The 18882-nt window shown below is 69.5% G+C and carries 19 protein-coding genes and 1 other RNA gene; 11 read left to right on the top strand and 9 right to left on the bottom strand.

Going from position 1 to position 18882, the window contains the following annotated elements; all coding sequences use genetic code 11:
- Both ACI8U3_RS07125 and ACI8U3_RS07120 read left to right on the top strand, forming a co-directional pair.
- A complete protein-coding gene (locus ACI8U3_RS07125) occupies positions 1-975 on the top strand; it encodes a type II secretion system F family protein (RefSeq protein WP_415014174.1) in 975 nt (324 codons plus the stop codon).
- 9 nt (positions 976-984) lie between these two features.
- Positions 985-1953 carry a type II secretion system F family protein gene (locus tag ACI8U3_RS07120; RefSeq protein ID WP_415014173.1) on the top strand — a complete coding sequence of 323 codons (969 nt, stop codon included), beginning with the start codon at positions 985-987 and terminating at the stop codon, positions 1951-1953.
- 143 nt (positions 1954-2096) lie between these two features.
- Here the strand turns inward: ACI8U3_RS07120 and ACI8U3_RS07115 are convergent, their stop codons facing one another.
- A complete protein-coding gene (locus tag ACI8U3_RS07115) occupies positions 2097-2885 on the bottom strand; it encodes a tetratricopeptide repeat protein (protein ID WP_415014172.1) in 789 nt (262 codons plus the stop codon).
- An 80-nt stretch (positions 2886-2965) separates the two neighbouring features.
- On the opposite strand from ACI8U3_RS07115, the gene ACI8U3_RS07110 reads away from it, so the two are divergent.
- Together ACI8U3_RS07110 and ACI8U3_RS07105 are read left to right on the top strand one after the other, a co-directional pair.
- Positions 2966-4342 carry a leucyl aminopeptidase family protein gene (locus ACI8U3_RS07110; RefSeq protein WP_415014171.1) on the top strand — a complete coding sequence of 459 codons (1377 nt, stop codon included), beginning with the start codon at positions 2966-2968 and terminating at the stop codon, positions 4340-4342.
- A 79-nt stretch (positions 4343-4421) separates the two neighbouring features.
- On the top strand, positions 4422-5258 hold the full coding sequence (locus ACI8U3_RS07105) for an NlpC/P60 family protein (RefSeq protein WP_415014170.1): 837 nt from the start codon (positions 4422-4424) through the stop codon (positions 5256-5258).
- Between the two features lie 70 nt (positions 5259-5328).
- On the opposite strand, the gene ACI8U3_RS07100 is transcribed toward ACI8U3_RS07105, so the two are convergent.
- Together ACI8U3_RS07100 and nudC are read right to left on the bottom strand one after the other, a co-directional pair.
- Positions 5329-6039 carry a c-type cytochrome gene (locus tag ACI8U3_RS07100; RefSeq protein WP_415014169.1) on the bottom strand — a complete coding sequence of 237 codons (711 nt, stop codon included), beginning with the start codon at positions 6037-6039 and terminating at the stop codon, positions 5329-5331.
- Between the two features lie 119 nt (positions 6040-6158).
- The gene (gene nudC, locus ACI8U3_RS07095) at positions 6159-7073 is read right to left on the bottom strand and encodes an NAD(+) diphosphatase (protein ID WP_415014168.1); all 915 of its coding nucleotides are present in this window, start codon (positions 7071-7073) and stop codon (positions 6159-6161) included.
- 79 nt (positions 7074-7152) lie between these two features.
- Here nudC and ffs point away from each other — a divergent pair.
- Positions 7153-7248, top strand: an RNA gene (gene ffs / locus ACI8U3_RS07090) — signal recognition particle sRNA small type.
- A 204-nt stretch (positions 7249-7452) separates the two neighbouring features.
- Positions 7453-9309, top strand: coding sequence for a DNA polymerase III subunit gamma/tau (locus ACI8U3_RS07085; RefSeq protein ID WP_415014167.1), 1857 nt, complete (start codon positions 7453-7455; stop codon positions 9307-9309).
- Between the two features lie 33 nt (positions 9310-9342).
- On the opposite strand, the gene ACI8U3_RS07080 is transcribed toward ACI8U3_RS07085, so the two are convergent.
- The 4 genes from ACI8U3_RS07080 to ACI8U3_RS07065 are packed head-to-tail and all read right to left on the bottom strand — an operon-like array spanning position 9343 to position 12293.
- On the bottom strand, positions 9343-10050 hold the full coding sequence (locus tag ACI8U3_RS07080; RefSeq protein WP_415014166.1) for a lysophospholipid acyltransferase family protein: 708 nt from the start codon (positions 10048-10050) through the stop codon (positions 9343-9345).
- A 4-nt stretch (positions 10051-10054) separates the two neighbouring features.
- Positions 10055-10672, bottom strand: coding sequence for a YdcF family protein (locus ACI8U3_RS07075; protein WP_415014165.1), 618 nt, complete (start codon positions 10670-10672; stop codon positions 10055-10057).
- Positions 10669-11580 (bottom strand): cell division protein FtsX, encoded by a 912-nt coding sequence (locus ACI8U3_RS07070; RefSeq protein ID WP_415014164.1) that lies wholly within the window; start codon positions 11578-11580, stop codon positions 10669-10671. The genes ACI8U3_RS07075 and ACI8U3_RS07070 overlap by 4 nt, the downstream gene beginning before the upstream one ends.
- Positions 11577-12293, bottom strand: coding sequence for a cell division ATP-binding protein FtsE (locus ACI8U3_RS07065; protein ID WP_415014163.1), 717 nt, complete (start codon positions 12291-12293; stop codon positions 11577-11579). Before ACI8U3_RS07065 ends, ACI8U3_RS07070 begins: the two co-directional genes overlap by 4 nt.
- 72 nt (positions 12294-12365) lie before the next feature.
- On the opposite strand from ACI8U3_RS07065, the gene ACI8U3_RS07060 reads away from it, so the two are divergent.
- The 3 genes from ACI8U3_RS07060 to ACI8U3_RS07050 all read left to right on the top strand — a co-directional run bounded on the left by ACI8U3_RS07060 (position 12366) and on the right by ACI8U3_RS07050 (position 14189).
- Entirely contained in the window at positions 12366-13232 is an 867-nt protein-coding gene (locus ACI8U3_RS07060; RefSeq protein WP_415014162.1) for an MJ0042-type zinc finger domain-containing protein, read from the top strand.
- Positions 13225-13755, top strand: a complete 531-nt coding sequence (locus ACI8U3_RS07055) for a phosphoribosyltransferase (RefSeq protein ID WP_415014161.1) — start codon at positions 13225-13227, stop codon at positions 13753-13755. The genes ACI8U3_RS07060 and ACI8U3_RS07055 overlap by 8 nt, the downstream gene beginning before the upstream one ends.
- Positions 13756-13844: 89 nt before the next feature.
- Positions 13845-14189 carry a hypothetical protein gene (locus ACI8U3_RS07050; protein WP_415014160.1) on the top strand — a complete coding sequence of 115 codons (345 nt, stop codon included), beginning with the start codon at positions 13845-13847 and terminating at the stop codon, positions 14187-14189.
- On the opposite strand, the gene ACI8U3_RS07045 is transcribed toward ACI8U3_RS07050, so the two are convergent.
- A complete protein-coding gene (locus ACI8U3_RS07045; RefSeq protein ID WP_415014159.1) occupies positions 14190-14918 on the bottom strand; it encodes a ribonuclease T2 family protein in 729 nt (242 codons plus the stop codon).
- 112 nt (positions 14919-15030) lie between these two features.
- Here ACI8U3_RS07045 and ACI8U3_RS07040 point away from each other — a divergent pair, with 112 nt between their 5' ends.
- Positions 15031-15984, top strand: coding sequence for an ABC transporter ATP-binding protein (locus tag ACI8U3_RS07040; protein WP_415014158.1), 954 nt, complete (start codon positions 15031-15033; stop codon positions 15982-15984).
- Positions 15981-16742, top strand: a complete 762-nt coding sequence (locus ACI8U3_RS07035; RefSeq protein WP_415014157.1) for an ABC transporter permease — start codon at positions 15981-15983, stop codon at positions 16740-16742. Before ACI8U3_RS07040 ends, ACI8U3_RS07035 begins: the two co-directional genes overlap by 4 nt.
- Here the strand turns inward: ACI8U3_RS07035 and ACI8U3_RS07030 are convergent.
- On the bottom strand, positions 16732-18879 hold the full coding sequence (locus tag ACI8U3_RS07030; RefSeq protein WP_415014156.1) for a histidine kinase dimerization/phosphoacceptor domain -containing protein: 2148 nt from the start codon (positions 18877-18879) through the stop codon (positions 16732-16734). The two genes, ACI8U3_RS07035 and ACI8U3_RS07030, sit on opposite strands and share 11 nt — an antisense overlap.
- Between the last annotated feature and the right edge of the window lie 3 nt (positions 18880-18882).

Raw genomic sequence — 18882 nt, 5'->3', positions numbered from 1 at the left:
ATGCTGGAGCTCACCGCCGCCGTTTTGGCCTTCGTCGTCATCGCCAGCCTGGGCTGGGTGTTCGTCGGCGGCGACGACTCATCGACCCGGGCCGTCAAGCGCGCCCAAGGCTTCGGCAATCCGAAGAAGGCCCAGGCCGCCGCCCGCGCCGCCGCGGCCAATACGCCCGAACAGCGCCGCAAGCAGATCATGGATCAGCTGAAGGAGTCCGACCGCAAGGAGCGCAAGGCCCGGGTGACCATGGCCGCCAAGCTGCGTCAGGCGGGCCTGTCCATGAAGATGCGCACCTTCATCCTGTTCAGCGTCATCTCCGGCCTTGTCCTGGGTCTGGTGGCGCTGGTTCTGGGGCTGAATCTGCTGCTGGCCATGGGCGTGGGGCTGATCGGCGGTCTTGGCCTGCCCCGCTGGGTCGTCGGCTTCCTGGGCAAGCGCCGGATGAAGAAATTCTCGGGCGAGTTCGCCAACGCCGTGGACGTGATCGTGCGCGGCATCAAGTCCGGCCTGCCGGTCCACGACTGTTTCAAGATCATCGCCCGCGAGAGTCCCGCCCCCCTGGGCCCCGAGTTTCAGCGGCTGGTGGAGGGGCTCGGCGTAGGCCTGACCCTGCCGCAGGCGCTTGACCGCATGTACGAGCGCATGCCGACGCCCGAACTGCGGTTCTTCGCTATCGTCATCGCCATCCAGCAGAAGACCGGCGGCAATCTGGCCGAGGCCCTGAGCAATCTGTCGTCGGTGCTGCGTTCGCGACGCATGATGGGTGAGAAGATCAAGGCCATGTCGTCCGAGGCGGTGGCCTCGGCGGGCATCATCGGTTCGCTGCCCCCGGCGGTGATGCTGATCGTGATGATCACCACGCCCGCCTACATGACCCTGCTATTCACCGACTCCCGCGGCCAGATCATGCTGCTGATCTCGGCCGTGTGGATGTCCATGGGGATCTTCGTGATGAAGCGCATGATCTCGTTCAAGTTCTAGGGGCGGCGCATGGACCTGATCGCCTTCTTCACGGATATGCAGAACCTGCTGTCGATCGCTGTGGGGGTGCTGGTGTTCGCCACCCTGGTGACGGTTCTGGGCTCCATGACCCAGGGCGCCCAGCTGGAGGGCCGCATGAAGGCCGTGGCCGTGCGGCGCGAAGAACTGCGCCGCCGCTCGCGCGAGGCCATCGTCCGCAACGGCCAGGGCGGACTGCGCCATACGGACGAGGGCTTCAAGAAGCGGGTGGTGGAGCGGCTGAACCTCACCAAGCTACTGGAAGACCCCAAGGTGGCGGACAAGATGGCCCAGGCGGGCTTTCGCGGGCCCCGGCCCCTGACCACCTTCTATTTCTTCCGCTTCGCCACCCCGTTCGTCTTCCTGGCCGTGGCGATCTTCTATTTCTACGTCCTGGGCGTGATGGACCTGCCGTCCATGTCGCGCCTGGCGCTGACAGTGATGGCGGCGGGCGCCGGTTTCTATGCGCCGAACCTGTACCTCGAGAACCGCATCGCCAAGCGCAAGACCTCGATCATGCAGGCGTTTCCCGACGCCTTGGACCTGATGCTGATCTGCGTGGAGTCCGGCATGTCCGTGGACACCGCCATCGCCAAGGTGAGTCAGGAGATCGGCGGCCGCTCCATCGAACTGGCCGAGGAGATGTCCCTGCTGTCGGCCGAGCTCAGCTATCTGCCCGACCGGCGCCTGGCCTATGAGGGCATGTCCCGGCGCACCAACCATCCGGGCGTGAAGGCGGTCATGACTTCCATGATCCAGTCCGAACAGTACGGCACCCCCCTGGGCACCGCGCTTCGCGTCATGGCCAAGGAAAACCGCGACCTGCGCCTGTCCGCCGCCGAGAAGAAGGCCGCCGCCCTGCCGGCCAAGCTGACCGTGCCGATGATCCTGTTCTTCCTACCGGTGCTGTTCATCGTCATCCTGGGTCCGGCGATCATCAAGATTCAGGATACCATGTAGGGGCCCTATGCTCGCGTCGCGGACGCTCGCGGCTTGAGGGCGTGGGCTCTTGTCCTGAGATGCCCCGATTGGCGCGAGGCGCTCTCGCGCCCGCGCTCAAGCAGCGAGGGACCGCGTCCCGAGCGGTAGCGCAAAATGATCGCTCAGCGTCCCGACAGGGATTCCCACGTGCGCGGGGCGGCCGTCTGAGACCCCGCTCCAACCTGTTCGCCCAGCCACTGCAAATTCTGATCAGCCTGTTCGGGCGGCAGGTGACGGCGCAGGATCTGCTCGGCCTCGGCGCGGTTGCCGTTCAGGCCCAGCACGAGGGCCAGGTTCTGGCGCATCTGCAAGGTGGCGTCCGGATGGGCCGCGGCGCGGCGCAGCAAGGGTTCGGCGTTCGCTGAATCGCCGCCGGCCACCATGGCCATGGCCATGTTCGACAGCACCTTGGGGTTCTCCGGCGACAGGGCCAGAGCCGCCGTCCACGCCGCCTGGGCGTCAGCCGGACGGCGCACCTGCTGATAGGCCACGCCCAGCAGCGACAGCGGGCGCCAGTCGTTCGGCGCCGCGTCACGCGCCTGCTCCAGCGCCTCGACGCCATAAAAGGCCTGGCCCCGCGCGATGTGGGCCCGGCCCACTTCCAGCATGGCCTCCACATTGCCGGGCTGGATCATCAGAACGTTCTGCGCCGCCTCCACCGCCTGGTCATGGCGGCCCATTTCGCGAAGGGCCTCCGCCAGACGGACCCCGGCGACCGGATCGGCGGGGTTGAGATCCGCCTCACGCGCCCAGAACACCGAGCGCGCCAGCGGGTCAGCGCGCTCATAGGCGGCGCGCTGCTCGGCCGTTGCGGGCGCGGCGGCAGGCGCCGTGGACGTCTCCTGCCCAAAGGCCGGAGCGGCGGCGGCGAGGATGAGGGCGGTTGCGGCGAGGGTCAGCTTGCGCGACATGGATCGGGTCCGAACGGTTTCCTGCATGCCGGAGTCTGGCCCGTTCGCGTCAATCCTTGGTTAATCCTCGAAAGACCGCCATGCCCGACGCCGTCATCGCCTCTGTCACAGGACACGCCGTTCCCATCCGCCTCGTCGCCGAGGGGGCCGAAATCACGGACGCCCGCGCCGCCGCCTGGGCCGGCGCCAACGGCTTCAAGAGCGCGCGCGGCGAACTTCTGGCGGTTCCGGGGGAGGACGGCGGCGTCGAGGCGGTCCTGTGGGGCGCGGGCGAAACCTTCGATCCCATGACGGCCCGCGCCTTGCCCGCCCGCCTTCCCGTCGGGGACTACGTCCTTGAGGGGCTGGATGACGGCGACGCGGCCCTGGCGGCGCTGGCCTTCGCCCTGGGGGCCTACCGGTTTGATCGCTACAAGCCTCGGAAGGACAAGGGCGCCGCCCGTCTGGTCGCCCCGGGCGGAGTCGATCTGGACGATCTGACCCGCATCGCCGCCGCCGCCGCCCTGGCCCGCGAGATGGTGGACACCCCGGCCGCCGACATGGGGCCGCTGCAGATCGAGACCATCGCCCGCGAGATCGCCGAGGAGTCCGGCGCGGCCATTACCGTCACCACCGGCGACGCCCTTTTGGAGGCGAACTATCCGGCCGTTCACGCCGTGGGCCGCGCCGCCGCGCCGCACCGGGCGCCGCGCCTGATCGAGATCGGCTGGAATCTGGACAAGGCCGACCTACCGCTGGTGGCGCTGGTGGGCAAGGGGGTGGTGTTCGATTCCGGCGGACTGGACATCAAGCCCGCCGCCGGCATGCGCAACATGAAGAAGGACATGGGCGGCTCCGCCCACGCCCTGGCGCTGGGGCGGCTGGTCATGCAGGCCGGACTGAAGGTCCGTCTGGTCGTGCTGGTAGCGGCGGTTGAGAACGCCATCTCCGCCGACGCCTTCCGGCCCGGCGACATCCTGTCCACCCGCGCCGGTCTGACCGTGGAGGTCGGCAATACCGACGCCGAAGGTCGCCTCATCCTGGCCGACGCCCTGACGCGAGCGGGCGAGCATGATCCCGACCTGACCCTGGATTTCGCTACCCTGACCGGCGCCGCCCGCATCGCCCTGGGCCCCGAATTGCCGCCGGTCTACACCGATGACGACGCGCTGGCCGCCGATCTGCTGGACGCCGCGCGCCGGGTGCGCGACCCCTTGTGGCGCATGCCCTTGTGGCCGGGGTACCGCGACAGCCTGAACAGCGAGATCGCCGATCTGCGCAACGATTCCGCGCCCTGGGCCCAGGCGGGATCGATCACCGCCGGCCTGTTCCTGCAGCGGTTCGCGCCGAAGACCGGGGTGTGGGCGCATCTGGACATCTTCGCCTGGAATCCACGCGCCCGCCCGGGCCATCCGGAAGGCGGAGAAGCCCAGTCCCTGCGCGCCTGTTTCCACATGCTGCGAACGCGGTATGGCTGACGGTAACCATCGATATTAACCGGCCCTTCGGCTTCACGGTGTAGAGTTTAAGGCTCCCGATCCACGGACGCCGCGCCTCTTGCCTCTGCCCCCCGATCCCGATCCGCGCGTGACCCTGGCCCGGCCCGACCTGGCCGAGCTGGCGCTCGAGGGCGTGCTCGCGGCCGGGGGCTACCGGGCGGTCACGCCGATGCAGTGCGTCCTGCCCGTGACGCCGGTGCGCGCTGGAGCCGATGACGCTTCCCCCCTCCTCGACCAGCTGGCGTTCGGCGAGATCTTCGACGTGCTTGAGGTCGCAGGCGGCCGCGCCTGGGGCCGGTCGCGCCGAGACGGCGTGGTGGGTCATGCGCCGCTGGACGCGCTGACCGACGAAATTCTGGAGCCGACCCACCGGGTGGGCTCGGTCGACACGCCCATACTGGACGCCCCGGTATTCGATCAGGCCGCCGGCGCACAGCCGGTGGTTCTGGCCCTCAACGCCTTGGCGACCGTGCTGGAGACCCAGGGCGGTTTCGCCCGCGTCGCGCGACTGGGCTGGGTGGCCCTGGCCGATCTGGCCGATTTCCTCGCCTTCGACCCTGAGCCCGCAGCCGTGGCCGAGCGCTTCGTCGGCGCCCCGTTCCAGTCGGGTGGCCGCGACCGCGCCGGGCTGGACGCCCCCGCCCTTGTGCAACAGGCGCTCTACGCCTGCGGCCTTGGCTGCCCCCGCGCGGCGGACCAACAGCAGGAACTGGGCCGCCCCGCCGATGTCGCCGCCCTGACGCGCGGCGATCTGATCTTCTGGCCGGATCACGTGGCCATGATGCTGGACGCCGAACGCCTGATCCACGCCGATCCTGACCGAGGCGTGGCGGTGGAGGCCCTGACCGACGCCCTGGCGCGCCGGGATCAGCCGAGCGCCTGCCGACGGATCTGACGCTCTGCGCGCGCAACAAAAAGGCCCGGATCAGCGATCCGGGCCTTTTATCGTTTCAGGGTTCTGACCCTCAGTTCTGGTCGCTGCTTTCCGCCGCCGGCTGAGCCGGGCTGGTGGCCTCTTCGTCCGGCTGGGCGCCGATTCCTTCGTCGGGGGTCTGCTCCAGGCCCTCGCCCTCCGCGGCTTCACCCTCGGCGGGCGCTTCTTCCTCGGCGCCCGGCTGGCGCGAGGGATCCGGCGCCGGGATGGCGTAGCCGCCCGAGCCCTGCGAGCGCAGGTAGGCGATCAGGGCCACCCGCTCCTCGGTGTTGCGTATGCCGGCGAAGGACATCTTGGTGCCGCGCACGTGGCGCGAGGGCGCAGTGATGAACTGGTCCAGCTCGTCATAGGTCCAGTTGGGGTTCGCCACCGCGTGTTCACGCAGGGCCGGCGAATAGTCGAAGCCGGCGCTGTGCAGGATCGGACCGCCGACCACGCCGTAAAGGTTCGGACCGATGCCGTCGGCCCCGCCCTGATTGATGGTGTGGCAGGCGGCGCAGCGGGCGAAGGCGCGCTCACCGGCAGCCACATCAGCCACCGGCAGGACCGTACCCCAATCCGGCGGCAGCTCCACCTCGGCCTCACCGCCCGCGGCTTCTTCAGGGGCGTCGATGAAATAGCCCATCTTTTCCGGCTGTTCGCTGGAATAGACGAACCCCGACACCTGATTGACGCCCAGGATGACGAACACGGTCGCCAGGCCGGCGCCGAAAATCTTGTTCCACTTCAGATCGCCGCTCATGCGCGTGGTCGAGTCCCGTGTAGAGGGCCGAAATCCGGCCAAGGTCCATGGTTTGCGGCTGTCTTACACGGCCCGGCGGGGTTCGCAACCGCCTGAACGGCGTCCCGGCGTCGCAGGGGTCAATCCTCGCCGTGCGCCCATGCCTCCAGCAAGGTGCGGGCGATGGCGATGGGGGGCGGGGCCAGAACCTCGGCGTGGGTTCCCGCCAGCACGGCGCGGGCCTCCTCACGGGTCAGCCAGGCCACGGCTTCCAGCTCGGTCTGGTCGGGCGCCGCCCGGTCATGACTGACGTCGCAGATCAGCCCGATCATCAGCTGGGACGGGAACGGCCAGGGCTGGCTGGAGTGATACCGCACGGCGGTGACCTCCAGGCCGGACTCCTCGGCCACCTCCCGCGCACACGCCTCCTCGATGCTCTCGCCCGGTTCCAGAAACCCGGCCAGGGCCGACATGCGCCCGGCGGGCCAGGACGCCTGACGACCCAGAAGGCACCGCCCTTCAAAGACCGGCAACATGATCACCACCGGGTCAACCCGTGGGAAATGCTCGACCGCGCACGCCGGACAGACCCGCCGCCAGCCGCCGGCCGAATCCCGCGTTTCGGTCCCGCAGGCCGCGCAGAAGCCATGCCGACGCCGCCAGTCGAACAGGGACTTGGCCGCCCCCGCCATGGCCGCCTCGTGGCCGGGCAAAAGGGCCGCCGCCGCCCGCATTTCGTGAAACGCCCCCAGGCCCATGACCGGTCCGGCCGCCGGATCGGCCGCGCCCTCGAACTCCACCGCGAAAACCGGCGCGTCCTTCCACAGGCCCAGAAAGGCGCGGCGGTCACGGGTCAGGTCCATGGCGTGGGGCATGTCGAGCCAGACCAGACGTGGCCCGCTCGCATGATCCTCGATCAGGGGTCGGCCCTCCCACAGGGCCAGCGCCAGGGCGTCAGGATTCTCTTCCTGCTGCGCGATCCACTCGGGATCGTTGCGCCGGTCGCCCGCCCGGTCCAGCGGGTTGCCGCAGAAGGTGTTCTGGGGAAAAGCCATCGCCGCCTATCTAGGCCTGCGCGCCCGGCGCCGGAAGGCCCCGCTTGATCAATCAGCCTTTTGACGCCATATCCCCCCTCGGAGATCGGTGCGGGCGGAGGCTTCGCCAACCTGGTCAGGGCCGGAAGGCAGCAGCCACAACGAATTCACCTTCGGGTCGTGTCGGTCTCCACCTCTCATCTTTTTGCCCTAACGCTCGCCGCGCAGCGGCTCGCTGCTTGAGCGCGTGTTTTTCGCCCTATGCTCGCGTCGCGCTCAAGTAGGCCGAAGGCCGATAGCGTACAGAAATGTGGCTCGCTGCTTGAGGGCGTTTTCCGAAACTGTTGGAAATCGAGCGCGCCGTCTTCGCAGCGGCGGACTTCGCGCGCTATGACAGGGTATGAGCGATACGGACCTGAAATCGGACGGGCCTCCCTGGGAGGACGACGCCCTCGACGGCGGCGCGCCTGAGATCGAGGTCGAAGAGCGCGATCCCAACACCGACGACATGTTCGGGGCTCCGGCCGAGGCGCCGTCTGAACCGCCTCTCGAGGCGCCTGCTCCGGCTGCGGCCCAACCCGCGCCCCCGACCGATGACGTGGCCTACACCGTTCTGGCCCGGAAGTACCGGCCGCGCACCTTCGAGGACCTGATCGGTCAGGAGGCGATGGTGCGCACCCTGACCAACGCCTTCTCGTCCGGCCGCATCGCCCACGCCTTCATGCTGACCGGGGTGCGCGGTGTGGGCAAGACCACCACCGCCCGCCTGCTGGCCCGCGCCCTGAACAACGAGTCGGACACTATCGACCGCCCCTCCCTGGCCCTGACGGCCAGCGGCCGCCACGACGCGGCCATCATGGAAGGCCGGCACATGGACGTGATGGAGATGGACGCCGCCAGCCACACCGGCGTCAGCGACATCCGCGACATCCTGGACAGCGTCCGCTACGGCCCCGTCGAGGCGCGCTACAAGGTCTATGTGCTGGACGAGGTGCACATGCTCTCGACCCAGGCCTTCAACGCCCTGCTGAAGACCCTGGAAGAGCCGCCGCCCCACGCCAAATTCATCTTCGCCACCACCGAGATCCGCAAGGTGCCGGTGACCATCCTGTCCCGCTGCCAGCGTTTCGACCTGCGCCGGGTGGAGCCCGAGATCCTGTCCGAACATCTGGCCAAGGTGGCGGACAAGGAGGGCATGAAGATCGACAGCGAGGCCCTGGCCCTGATCGCCCGGGCAGCCGAGGGCTCGGTGCGCGACGGCCTGTCCCTGCTGGATCAGGCCCTGGTTCAGGCCGAGGGCGGCCAGATGGTCAAGGCCGAGGTGGTGCGCGACATGCTGGGTCTGGCCGACCGCACCCAGACCATCGCCCTGTTCGAAAGCCTGATGGGCGGCCGCACCCCCGAAGCGCTGGAGGCGTTCCGCCAACTCTACGGCTTCGGCGCCGATCCGGTTCAGGTGGTGAACGATCTGCTGGAGCACTGCCACGCGGCCTCGGTCTCCAAGATGCTGGGCCCGGCCGCCACCCGCCTTCCGAACGATCAGGCCCAGCGGCTGGCGGCCCTGGGCGCCTCCATTTCGGCCGGCTCCCTGTCTCGGGTCTGGTCCATGCTGCTCAAGGCCCATGAGGAAGTGCGCCGCGCGCCCAATCCCGCCGACGCGGTGGAAATGGCCATCGTCCGCCTCGCCTACGCCGCCGACCTGCCCGGGCCGGAAGAGGCGCTGAAGAAATTGCAGTCCGGTGAACCCATGGGCGGCGGCTCCGGCCCGTCCGGCCCGCGTGGCGGCGGCGGCGGGGCCAGCGCCCAGATCGCAGCGCGGCCGAGCGCCCAGCCCGAACAACTTCCCGACCCCCAGACCTTCGACCAGACCGTCGCCCTGATCGGCGAGAAGCGCGACATCGGGCTGCAGATGGACGTGCAGCGTTTTGTGCGCCTGATCGCCTTCAAGCCCGGCGCCATCACCTTCGAGCCGGTTCCCGGCGCGCCCCACGACCTGGCCCGCCGGCTGGCCTCGCGGCTCAAGGACTGGACCGGCCGCACCTGGCTGATCGCCGCCAACGGCCAGGGCGGCGGCGAGACCCTGATCGAGCGCGACCGCCGCGAGAAGGACCTGGCCCGCCAGGCCATTCTGGACGACCCGTTCGTCAAGGCGGTCATGCAGACCTTCCCCGGCGCCGAACTGGGCGAGGTCCGAACCCTCGCCCCCGCCGCGCCGGAAACCCCTGAAATCCCCGAGGACGCGTCGGACGAAGACTGAGCACCGGCAGCCGGAAGGTCGCCCGTCGAGGGCTCAGCTCTTCAGCAGGGCGCCGGACGCCGTCTCGATCTCCGCCTCCAGCCGCGCCATGAACTCGACCCGCTTCAGTCCGGCGGGCAGGGGCGGCAGGAAGGCGAAGGTGACCACGCCGGGGCGGTAGATGAACCCCTTGGCCGGCCAGCAGCGCCCGGAGTCCGTGGCCATCAGGTGGCACGGGGCGTCCAGATCGCGATAGATGGCCGCCACCCCGGGCTTGTAGTCGCCGGGCTGGCCCGGAAGCGTGCGGGTGCCCTCGGGGAAGATCAGAATCTGTCGCCCCTCGGCCAGCCGGGCGCGGGTCTGACGCACCATGTCCTTCAGCGCCTTGGCGTGGGCCGCCCGGTCCACGGCGATCATCTTCGTCTTCCAGGCGAACCAGCCGAAGAAGGGCAGCGGCATCAGCTCCTTCTTCAGCACGAAACAGGGATCGTCCATGAAGGTGAAGGGCGCCACGATGTCCAGCATGCCCTGATGCTTGCCGGCCAGAAGGGCGGCGCCCGTGGGCCGGTGCTCCAGTCCCGTCACAACCACCTGGATTCCGGCGATCCAGCGCAGGCCGAACAGCACGAAGCGCGCCCACAGCTTGATGACCCCCATGGCATGGCGGTGCGGCAGCAGCAGCGCGGGCGACAGGCCGATGGCGAACACCGGCATGGACAGCCAGAGCCAAAGGTTGAACAGAACAGAACGCAGTATAATCAAGCGCTTACGCCGCTTCCGGCTGAGGCTCAGGCTCACTCCGGCCGGTCAGGCCCAGCACCGTCTCGCGCACCAGAACCACCAGATACTTGTTGTACTCCAGCGCCATGCGCCGCGCGTCGCCGGGCGAGCGCCACCAGTTGTCCGTGTCCAGCGAGGGGGTGCGCACGGCGTGGGCGGTCAGGGCCACCTCGGGCGCCATGCCCCGGATCTCCAGCAGGCTGCGCGGCATGTGGTAGTCCGAGGTCACCACGATCAGGCTGTCGAAGTCCTTGGCCCGCGCCCAGGCGGCGATCTCCTGCGCATTGCCCATGGTGTCCTCGGCGTCGAAACCCAGATCCACGCAGCAGTCGAACAGGCGGCTTGAGCCCGGCGTCAGGGCGCGCAGCTCCTCGCGCCGCACCTCGCGGTTGACGCCGGACACCAGCAGCCGCTGAGCCTTGCCCTGCTCCAGCAGACGCACGGCGGCGTTGATACGCTCGGAAGACGGCCCCGTCAGGGCCACGATGCCGTCCGTCGCCGCCGGCTCGGGCGCGGGCGTGATGGCGCGCACCCGGTCCGCGAATGCGAACAGACCCACGGTCCACAGCAGGACGGCGATGACGATGACCGACAGTAATCTCATTCCACGCTCCCTGCCCCGGAAGAAACGCTGCTTGCCGCGCCGGGGGGGCCCTTGTCCAGAGCCCGTCTCGCCGCCAGCCAGGCGGCTGCAAGCGCAACCGTAGCGGCAAGCAGCGGCGAAAGCGAGAGGATGAACAGGTCGCTCCACGCCAGCGGCAGGGCCGGGCTGACGCCCCCCTCCCCGCCCGCCAGCCGCACAGCCGCCAGCAGCGCCGCCGCCGCCGCGCCGCCTCCGGCCCCCGCCAGGGCCGCCAGCCGGCCGAAGCGTTTCTGGAACTGCCAGATGATCTGGCCGCGTCCGGCGCCCGACAGGCTGAGGATCTCGATCTCCCGCCGCCGCGCCGCGATGCCCGCCCTGGTTGCGTAGGTGATGGCCGCCCCCGCCGCCCCCGCCGTCAGGGCGAAGGCCGCCAGCGCCAGGCTGGTCAGGGTCAGGGCCGAGCGCTCGATCTCGCCGCGCCACAGGGAATGGTCGTCCACCGAGGCGTCCAGCCCCGCCTCCGCCAGCGCCTCGCCCAGCGCCTCGGCCGACGCCGGAGATTCAGACGATAGCCGCACCGTCACCAGATGGGGCAGCGGCAGATCCTCCAGCGCCGCCTCGCCCATCCACGGCCGCAGCAGGGCCTCGGCCGCCTCGCGGTCCAGCGCCTGGGCCTCCTCCACCCCGTCCACGCCCGACAGGGTCTCGGCCGCGCGGGCGGCGGCGGCGTCGCCGGTCTCGTCGGCACGGGGGCGAACCTGCACCGTCGCCTCTGCCCGCAGACGCGCGCTCCACCCGTGCGCCGCCCGGTCCGCCGCCAGCGCACCGGCGGCCATCAGACAGGCGATGAAGCACAGCACCCCGATCACCGCGCCCAGCCACGCCTCTCCGCCCGGATCGCGCGGCAGCAGGCTCCCGCCCCGGCTCATGCCGCACCTCCGTGGATGCGGCCGTTCTCCAGATGCAGCACCCCGGCGCCCGAGCGCTCGGCCAGCGCCGTGTCGTGACTGGCGATCAGCACGGTGGCGCCCATGCGGTTCAGACCCTGGAACAGTTTCAAAAGCCGCGCCCCCATGGCCGCGTCCACATTGCCCGTGGGCTCGTCGGCCAGAATAAGATCCGGCTTGCCGATCACCGCCCGGGCGATGGCCAGCCGCTGTTTCTCCCCGCCCGACAGGGTTTCCGGCAGATCATCCATGCGCCCGCCCAGCCCGACCCAGCGGAGCATCTCCTCCACGTCGGGGCCATAGTCCTCGGCCCGGCGACCAGCCAGCCGCAGGGGCAGGGCCGCGTTGTCGAACACGCTGAGATGGGCCATCAGGCGGAAGTCCTGGAACACCACCCCGATACGGCGGCGAAAGGCGGTGATATCGCGGCTGCGCAGCCCCCCGGTCTCCTCCCCGAAAAGACTCACCGCGCCCTTGGTCGGCGCCGCCGTCAGGTGCAGCAGGCGCAGCAAGGAGGACTTCCCCGCCCCCGACGGGCCGGTAAGGAAGTGGAAAGAGCCGCGGGGCAATAAGAGGTCCACGTCCCGAAGCACGCGGGGCCCTTGCGCATAGCCGAAATCCACCCCCTGAAGCCGGGCGGTCTCGGTGAAGGCGGACGGGGCGCTGGTCGCGGCGCGGCGGGTCTTGAACGGCATGAAGTTACTGACGGATTTCGGATCGCGCGGGCGGTCCTGTGGGAGGGGGCGGCGCGCCTCGCATTCGCGGCCATGATACTGACCTGTCCCGAGTGCGCCACCAGCTATTTCGTGCCTGACGACAGCGTCGGCCCGAACGGGCGACGCGTGCGCTGTCAGTCCTGCGCCCACACCTGGCGCGCGACTCCCAATGATGAGCCGCTGGAGCTCACCGCAAAGGCCGAAGAACCGACGGCCTTCGGCAAGCGGGACGATGTCTCCCCCGAATCCCTGGCCGAGGCGCCGGCGCCGGAGCTGCCCAAGGCGTTCCGCGCCCGGGCCGAGCAGCAGCGCCGCATGCGCCGGGCCGCCGCCGTGGGCGGGGTCTGGGCCGGGCTGGCCTGCCTGTTCGTGGGCCTGCTGGGCGCAGCCTGGCTGTTCCGGGTTCAGGTGGTGGAGATGGTCCCCCGCACCGCCGCCGCCTACGCCGCCGTGGGCGCCCCGGTGAACCCGGTGGGACTGGAGTTCGCCTCGGTGCGCGCCCGCCCCGCCCCCAATGACCATGGCCGGGTGCTGGTCTCGGGGGCCCTGAGGAACGTTCGGGACCATGCGGTCACACCGCCGGTGGTGCGCATCGCCCTGCTGGACGCCGAGGGCCGCGAGATCGGGCATCAGATGCTGACCGTGCCCGGCCCGGCCATCGAACCCGGCGCGGTGCTGGGCTTCGCCACCCTGGCGCCGGACCCGCAGGCCCAGGTGGCCGACATTGGCGTAGCCTTCGACCTGACCGCCCGGCCTCAGCCGCCTCCGGCCGCCGTTCCGCCGCCGGACGCCTCTGTGCAGTTCCGGCCCGAGCCCATACTGCGCGGGCCCGTGGGGCTGGAGACGCCGGAAGAGGCCGTTGAGGCCGAACCCCTCGACACCCTGCCCCGCGAGGCGCTATCCGCCTCGCATGGCTGACCCCGCAACGCCCGCCGTTCTCCTGCCCGAAGCCCAGGTCGCCGCCCATGTGGCGGATCTGGCCGCGCGCATCGCTCCGGTCATCGACGACGAGACCATCGCCGTGTGCCTCCTGACAGGCGGGCTGTGGTTCGCCGCTGACCTGACCCGCGCTTTGGCCCGGCTGGGCCGCCATGTGCGCTTCGACGCCCTGTGGCTGGCCTCCTACGGCGACGGCAAGGCCAGCAAGGGCCAGGTGGAGGTGCGCGCGCCGTGCCAGCGCTCGCTCCAGGGCGCCCGGGTGCTGATTCTGGACGACGTGTTCGACACCGGCCTGTCCCTTGCCGAGGCCGTGCGCATCACCCGCGAGGCGGGCGCCGCCGAGGTGCTGACCTGCGTCTTCGCCCGCAAGCCCTGGCCCGAACCGCGCGCCCTGACCCCCGACTTCGTGGGCTGGGAGGCGCCCAGCCGGTACCTTGTGGGCTATGGTCTGGACGCGGGCGGGCGGCTGCGCGGCCTGCCCGACATCTGCGCCCTGGATTAGATGCCGTGAAGCAGGCTCTCGCCTCAGGCTGGAGCCGGACGCGCCCGGGCGCGTTCATCCCCGGACGCCACCTCTAGGAGCCCTCGCCCATGCGCCGCCTGATCGCCCCCGTCGCCGCCCTGGCTATGCTGGCCGCCTGTCAGCAGGCCGAGGAGCCTGCGCCCCCGACGGCTGAAGCGCCGGCGACCCCCGCGCCGACCCAGCCGGCCCCTGAACCGGCGACCGGGACGCCGGCGGCCGAACCGGTCAGCTGTGAGGCCGAGCTGGGGCTGGAGGCGGCCCAGGCGCTGGTCGAGCGGTGCGTACGCGTCAGCCCGGCCACCCGCCCGCCCTGCAACGTGGCCAACCCCTGCGCCATGATCCAGGGCGAGATCGACCGCAGCTGCGCCCTGTGGGAAGACGACGACAACGTCCCCGCCGAGTGCACGGCCTGATCAGCCTTGCGGCTGGACCGTCAGGACCGCGTGATCCGGCGCGCCGAGACCGCGCGGGCAGGCGCCCGGGGCGTAGGTGAGGTCGTAGCACAGTCGCACCTCGCGTAGCCGTCCGTCATCGGTGGTCGCCAGATAGACGCCGTCGCGGCGCAAACGGGGATTGGCCCGGACCCAGGCGTCGCGAAGCGACCCGGCGGTGGTGCGGGTCGGGGGTTCAGGGAGGCTCAGCGCGCTCCACAATTCGGCCGACTGGTCGAAATAGGCGTCCGGATCGTCCCAGCCGCAGGTACCGTGCGCGGCCCATTCGTGCTGGAGCAAGGCCTCCGACGGCACCATGCAGAAATGCTCGCGCACCTCGGCCTCGGTCATGGCCCGGGCGGGGCTGATCGAGCAGTAGCGGGGATGATCCCCCTCGGCCGCGTTTGGCCAAAGCCCGTGCAGGAACCAGCCCACCTCGCGATCCTGGGGCGTCAGGGCGTAACCGCGCCCGTCGCGGTTGCCTTCCTGCCAGTAGGGCCCCCACGCGATGGCCAACATGTAGTAGGCGACCTCTGCGTCCGCGACGATCTCGTCGGCGTCGGGTGTTTCCGGGCCCACCGGCGTGAGGCGGTCCGGAACGGTGCAGGCCTGGGCGGCCGGGGTCGCGGCCACGGGCGAAGAGGCCTCGGGCTGGGACCGGCAGGCGGCGGCGAAAAGGATCAGCGGGATCAGGGCGAGGGCGCGGTTCATGCTGTGTCTTCTAGCGGCTGCATATGACGGCTGCGACAAATTGTGCGTGCGGCGCCTTGTGATCCCCGGCGAGGCGACCATCTTGTCGGGACCGCACAGCCGAGGGGGCCGTATGTCCGCAGTATCCATAGACGGCCTGACAAAGACCTACGCCGGGGGGCATCAGGCCCTCAAACGCGTGGATCTTGAGATCGCCAAAGGCGAGATCTTCGCCCTTCTGGGTCCTAACGGGGCGGGCAAGACCACCTTGATCAGCATCGTCTGCGGCATCGTCAACGGGACGACGGGCACGGTGCGCGCGGGCGGGTTCGACATCCAGAAGGATTATCGCAAGGCCCGGTCCATGATCGGCCTGGTGCCCCAGGAGCTGACCACCGACGCCTTCGAGACAGTGTGGGCCACAGTGACCTTCAGCCGGGGCCTGTTCGGCAAGGCGCCGAACCCGGCCATGATCGAGCAGATCCTTCGCGACCTGAGCCTGTGGGACAAGAAGGACGCCAAGATCATGACCCTGTCCGGCGGCATGAAGCGCCGGGTGATGATCGCCAAGGCCCTGAGCCACGAACCCGAAATCCTGTTCCTGGACGAACCCACCGCCGGCGTGGACGTGGAGCTGCGCCGGGACATGTGGAACCTGGTGCGGGGCCTGCGTGAGAAGGGCGTGACCATCATCCTGACCACCCACTACATCGAGGAGGCCGAGGAGATGGCCGACCGGGTGGGGGTGATTTCCAAGGGCGAGCTGATCCTGGTCGAGGAGAAGACCGCCCTGATGAAGAAGCTGGGCAAGAAGCAGCTGACCCTGAACCTACAGGAGCCGATGACGGCCATTCCGCCGGAACTGTCCGAGTGGGCGCTGGCGCTGAAGGCCGACGGCGCCGAGCTGGAATACGTCTTCGACGCCAACGCCGAGCGCACCGGCGTGCCCAGCCTGCTGCGCAAGCTCAGCGACATGGGCATCGGGTTCAAGGACCTGAACACCCGCCAGAGCTCGCTGGAGGACATCTTCGTGGGTCTGGTGCACGACAGTTCGCGCGATGCGCCCGAACAGGAGGCCGCGCGATGAACGGTTATGGAATCTGGGCCATCTATCGGTTCGAGATGGCCCGCGCCCTGCGCACCGTGTGGCAGAGCATCGTCACCCCGGTGATCACCACCTCGCTGTATTTCGTGGTGTTCGGCGCCGCCATCGGCTCGGCCATGACCGAGGTGAACGGGGTGCCCTACGGCGCCTTCATCGTGCCCGGGCTGGTGATGCTGAGCCTGTTCACCCAGTCGATCTTCAACGCCTCGTTCGGCATCTATTTCCCGAAGTTCACCGGCACCATCTACGAGATCCTGTCGGCCCCGGTCAGCTATATCGAGATCGTCATCGCCTATGTGGGGGCGGCGGCCACCAAGTCGATCATCCTGGGGGTGATCATCCTGGCCACCGCGCGGCTGTTCGTGCCGCTGGAGGTGCTGCACCCGCTGACCATGATCACCTTCCTGGTGCTGACGGCGGTGACCTTCAGCCTGTTCGGTTTCATCATCGGCATCTGGGCCCAGGGCTTCGAACAGCTGCAGTTCATTCCCATGCTGGTGATCACGCCGCTGACCTTCCTGGGCGGGTCGTTCTATTCCATCGACATGCTGCCGGGCGTGTGGCGCACCGTCAGCCTGTTCAATCCGGTGGTCTATCTGATCTCGGGGTTCCGCTGGAGCTTCTTCGGAACCTCGGACGTGAACATCGCCGTCAGCCTGACGGCGACCCTGTGCTTCTTCGCCATCTGTCTGGCGATCGTGGCGTGGATCTTCAAGACCGGCTACCGCCTCAAGAGCTAGACGGCTGGATCGGGGCGGTAACCACCACCCGAAGGCCCGGATCGTTGGGCAGGTGCTCGATCCGGCCCTCCAGCTGTTTCACCAGGCTGTCGATCATGCGCGAGCCGAAGCCGCCGCCCTGGGCCGCGCCCTCGGCCTGACCCTCGCCCTGATCGGCGACGATCAGGCGTAGTCGGTCACGGTCCTCCTCCAGGAGGATTGAAACGGGCCCCGGGCAGCCGCCATAGGCGTACTTCTGGACATTGATGATCAGCTCGGTCAGCACCAGTCCCAGACTGACCGCCCGTGTGGTCTGGATGGAAACCGGCGCAAGGGTCATCTGCACGTCCCGGGCCCAGTCCGCGCCCATGGACTCGATCAGCTCGTCGCCCAGTTCGCGCAGGTAGCGCGACAGGTCGAGGGTCTCGAACTGGTCGGCCCGGTAGAGTCGGTTGTGGACCAGACCCACGGCCTTGATGCGGCGACGCGCCTCTTCCAGAGCCACGGCGACCGACGCCTCCTCCCTGTGCTCGCGCACCTGCAGGGCCAGGAAGCTGGAGACCAGCTGAAGGCTGTTCTGGATGCGGTGGTTCACCTCGCGCAGCAGGAAGTCCTGCTGCTTCAGCAGGGTGTCCTTGTCCGCTACGGTTTCGCGCAGGGTGTCGTTCAGGCGGCGCAGCTGGCGGGCCGAACGCAGGTCGAAGATGGACTGCCGCAGGCGCGTGGCGCTTTCCACCTGGGCGGCGGTCCAGCGGCGCGCGCGGCCCCGAACCGTCTCGGCCCAGGCGTCGAAGGAGGCGCGGGGGGTCAGCTCGCCCGAGGGGCCGTGCTTGACAGCTTCATGGGGATTGCCTGCCCAGCGCACGGTTTCCACCTGTTCGGCGCGGAACCACATCATCACGAAGGGTTCTTCGGTGGTGACGGTGAAGGCCAGCATGCCGCTGGCGCTGGACGCCCAATCGGCGGCGGCCGGATAGAGTTCGGGCAGGCGGTCCGTGACCAGGGGCTCGGCGCGGCCGCGCCCGGCCGCCCATCGGGCCAGCTCCGGCAGCGCCTCTTCCGGCGGGCACGAGCCGTATCGCGCGATCTGGTCCCCCCGCAGCACCACAGCCCCGTCCGCGTCCAGCAGCTGGGCGACCCGGGACAGGTGGCGGCCCAGCGGCCGGTGCAAGGGTTCGCTGAACGGCAGACGCGCCACCAGCTCGTCCTCGAGGCCACGCAGGCGCAGGCGCTCGCGATAGATTTCCGCCTCCTCGCGCGACTTGATCTGGCGCGACAGATTGCGGGCCAGACTGGCGGCGGCGACACGCACCTCGTGGGTCATCAGCTGGGGCCGGGCGCTGTGACAGGCGACAAGCCCCCACAGCTCGCCGTCCTTGACGATGGACACCGAGGCCGAGGCGCCCACGTCCATGTTGCGCAGGTACTGTAGGTGGATCGGCGAGACGCTGCGCAGGGCGCAGTCGCTCATGTCCAACGCCTCCTCGGCTGCAGGGCGCAAGGGCTGCGGCTCGTAGCGAACGTTGGGGATCACGCGGACCAGATTGCGCACATAAAGCGCTCGGGCCTGACGCGGAATGTCGGCGCCGGGAAAGTGGTGGTTCATGTAGGACGGCAGTTCCGGAGAGCCGTCCTCCGCCAGCACCACGCCGGATTCGTCATCCAGAAAGCGGTAGATCATGACCCGGTCGAAACCGGTCAGGCGGCGAAACTCGCGCGCGGCGTGCTCGCACAGGGAGCGCACGCTGGCGGCGCGCTCGAAGGCCGTGCCTGCGCGGTCAAGCCGGCTCAGAAGGTCGACGCCGAGATAGGCCTCCTGGGAACTCTGCTCCACCTCGACGATCTGCACGTCGCCGGCGGCGTGGGTCGTCACGTCGTAGTCCAGTCGCGAGAGCGAGCGCCAGCGCGCCACATGACCCGTCAGGCCGGACGCCATCATCTCGCGAAGAGTGTCGGCGACCGCCGCGCCGAGGACGTCCGACACCGGCGCGCCCTGCCAGTCCTCTATGCCGGCGAGGCCCTCGATGTCGCCGCCCGCGCGGCGGATGGTCAGGTCCGACCGATCCAGCACCATGACGAAGCCATGGGGCTGAATGGCTTCCGGAATGTGGATCGGCTCGCGCGCGCAGGCATCCAGGTCGAGAGCCGTATCCGTCATGTT

The organism is Brevundimonas sp. (assembly GCF_047617075.1).
Classification (GTDB): Bacteria; Pseudomonadota; Alphaproteobacteria; order Caulobacterales; family Caulobacteraceae; genus Brevundimonas.
The sequence above is the reverse complement of the archived record's forward strand: the minus strand, read 5'-3'. Positions and strand labels throughout refer to the sequence as shown.

What these genes read in the sequence shown, in the direction of transcription:
- ACI8U3_RS07125 (WP_415014174.1), top strand. Translation starts at nt 1, where the DNA reads ATGCTGGAGCTCACCGCCGCCGTTTTGGCCTTCGTCGTCATCGCCAGC.
- ACI8U3_RS07120 (WP_415014173.1), top strand. Translation starts at nt 985, where the DNA reads ATGGACCTGATCGCCTTCTTCACGGATATGCAGAACCTGCTGTCGATC.
- ACI8U3_RS07115 (WP_415014172.1), bottom strand. Translation starts at nt 2,885, where the DNA reads ATGTCGCGCAAGCTGACCCTCGCCGCAACCGCCCTCATCCTCGCCGCC.
- ACI8U3_RS07110 (WP_415014171.1), top strand. Translation starts at nt 2,966, where the DNA reads ATGCCCGACGCCGTCATCGCCTCTGTCACAGGACACGCCGTTCCCATC.
- ACI8U3_RS07100 (WP_415014169.1), bottom strand. Translation starts at nt 6,039, where the DNA reads ATGAGCGGCGATCTGAAGTGGAACAAGATTTTCGGCGCCGGCCTGGCG.
- nudC (WP_415014168.1), bottom strand. Translation starts at nt 7,073, where the DNA reads ATGGCTTTTCCCCAGAACACCTTCTGCGGCAACCCGCTGGACCGGGCG.
- ACI8U3_RS07085 (WP_415014167.1), top strand. Translation starts at nt 7,453, where the DNA reads ATGAGCGATACGGACCTGAAATCGGACGGGCCTCCCTGGGAGGACGAC.
- ACI8U3_RS07075 (WP_415014165.1), bottom strand. Translation starts at nt 10,672, where the DNA reads ATGAGATTACTGTCGGTCATCGTCATCGCCGTCCTGCTGTGGACCGTG.
- ACI8U3_RS07070 (WP_415014164.1), bottom strand. Translation starts at nt 11,580, where the DNA reads ATGAGCCGGGGCGGGAGCCTGCTGCCGCGCGATCCGGGCGGAGAGGCG.
- ACI8U3_RS07065 (WP_415014163.1), bottom strand. Translation starts at nt 12,293, where the DNA reads ATGCCGTTCAAGACCCGCCGCGCCGCGACCAGCGCCCCGTCCGCCTTC.
- ACI8U3_RS07060 (WP_415014162.1), top strand. Translation starts at nt 12,366, where the DNA reads ATGATACTGACCTGTCCCGAGTGCGCCACCAGCTATTTCGTGCCTGAC.
- ACI8U3_RS07055 (WP_415014161.1), top strand. Translation starts at nt 13,225, where the DNA reads ATGGCTGACCCCGCAACGCCCGCCGTTCTCCTGCCCGAAGCCCAGGTC.
- ACI8U3_RS07050 (WP_415014160.1), top strand. Translation starts at nt 13,845, where the DNA reads ATGCGCCGCCTGATCGCCCCCGTCGCCGCCCTGGCTATGCTGGCCGCC.
- ACI8U3_RS07045 (WP_415014159.1), bottom strand. Translation starts at nt 14,918, where the DNA reads ATGAACCGCGCCCTCGCCCTGATCCCGCTGATCCTTTTCGCCGCCGCC.
- ACI8U3_RS07040 (WP_415014158.1), top strand. Translation starts at nt 15,031, where the DNA reads ATGTCCGCAGTATCCATAGACGGCCTGACAAAGACCTACGCCGGGGGG.
- ACI8U3_RS07035 (WP_415014157.1), top strand. Translation starts at nt 15,981, where the DNA reads ATGAACGGTTATGGAATCTGGGCCATCTATCGGTTCGAGATGGCCCGC.
- ACI8U3_RS07030 (WP_415014156.1), bottom strand. Translation starts at nt 18,879, where the DNA reads ATGACGGATACGGCTCTCGACCTGGATGCCTGCGCGCGCGAGCCGATC.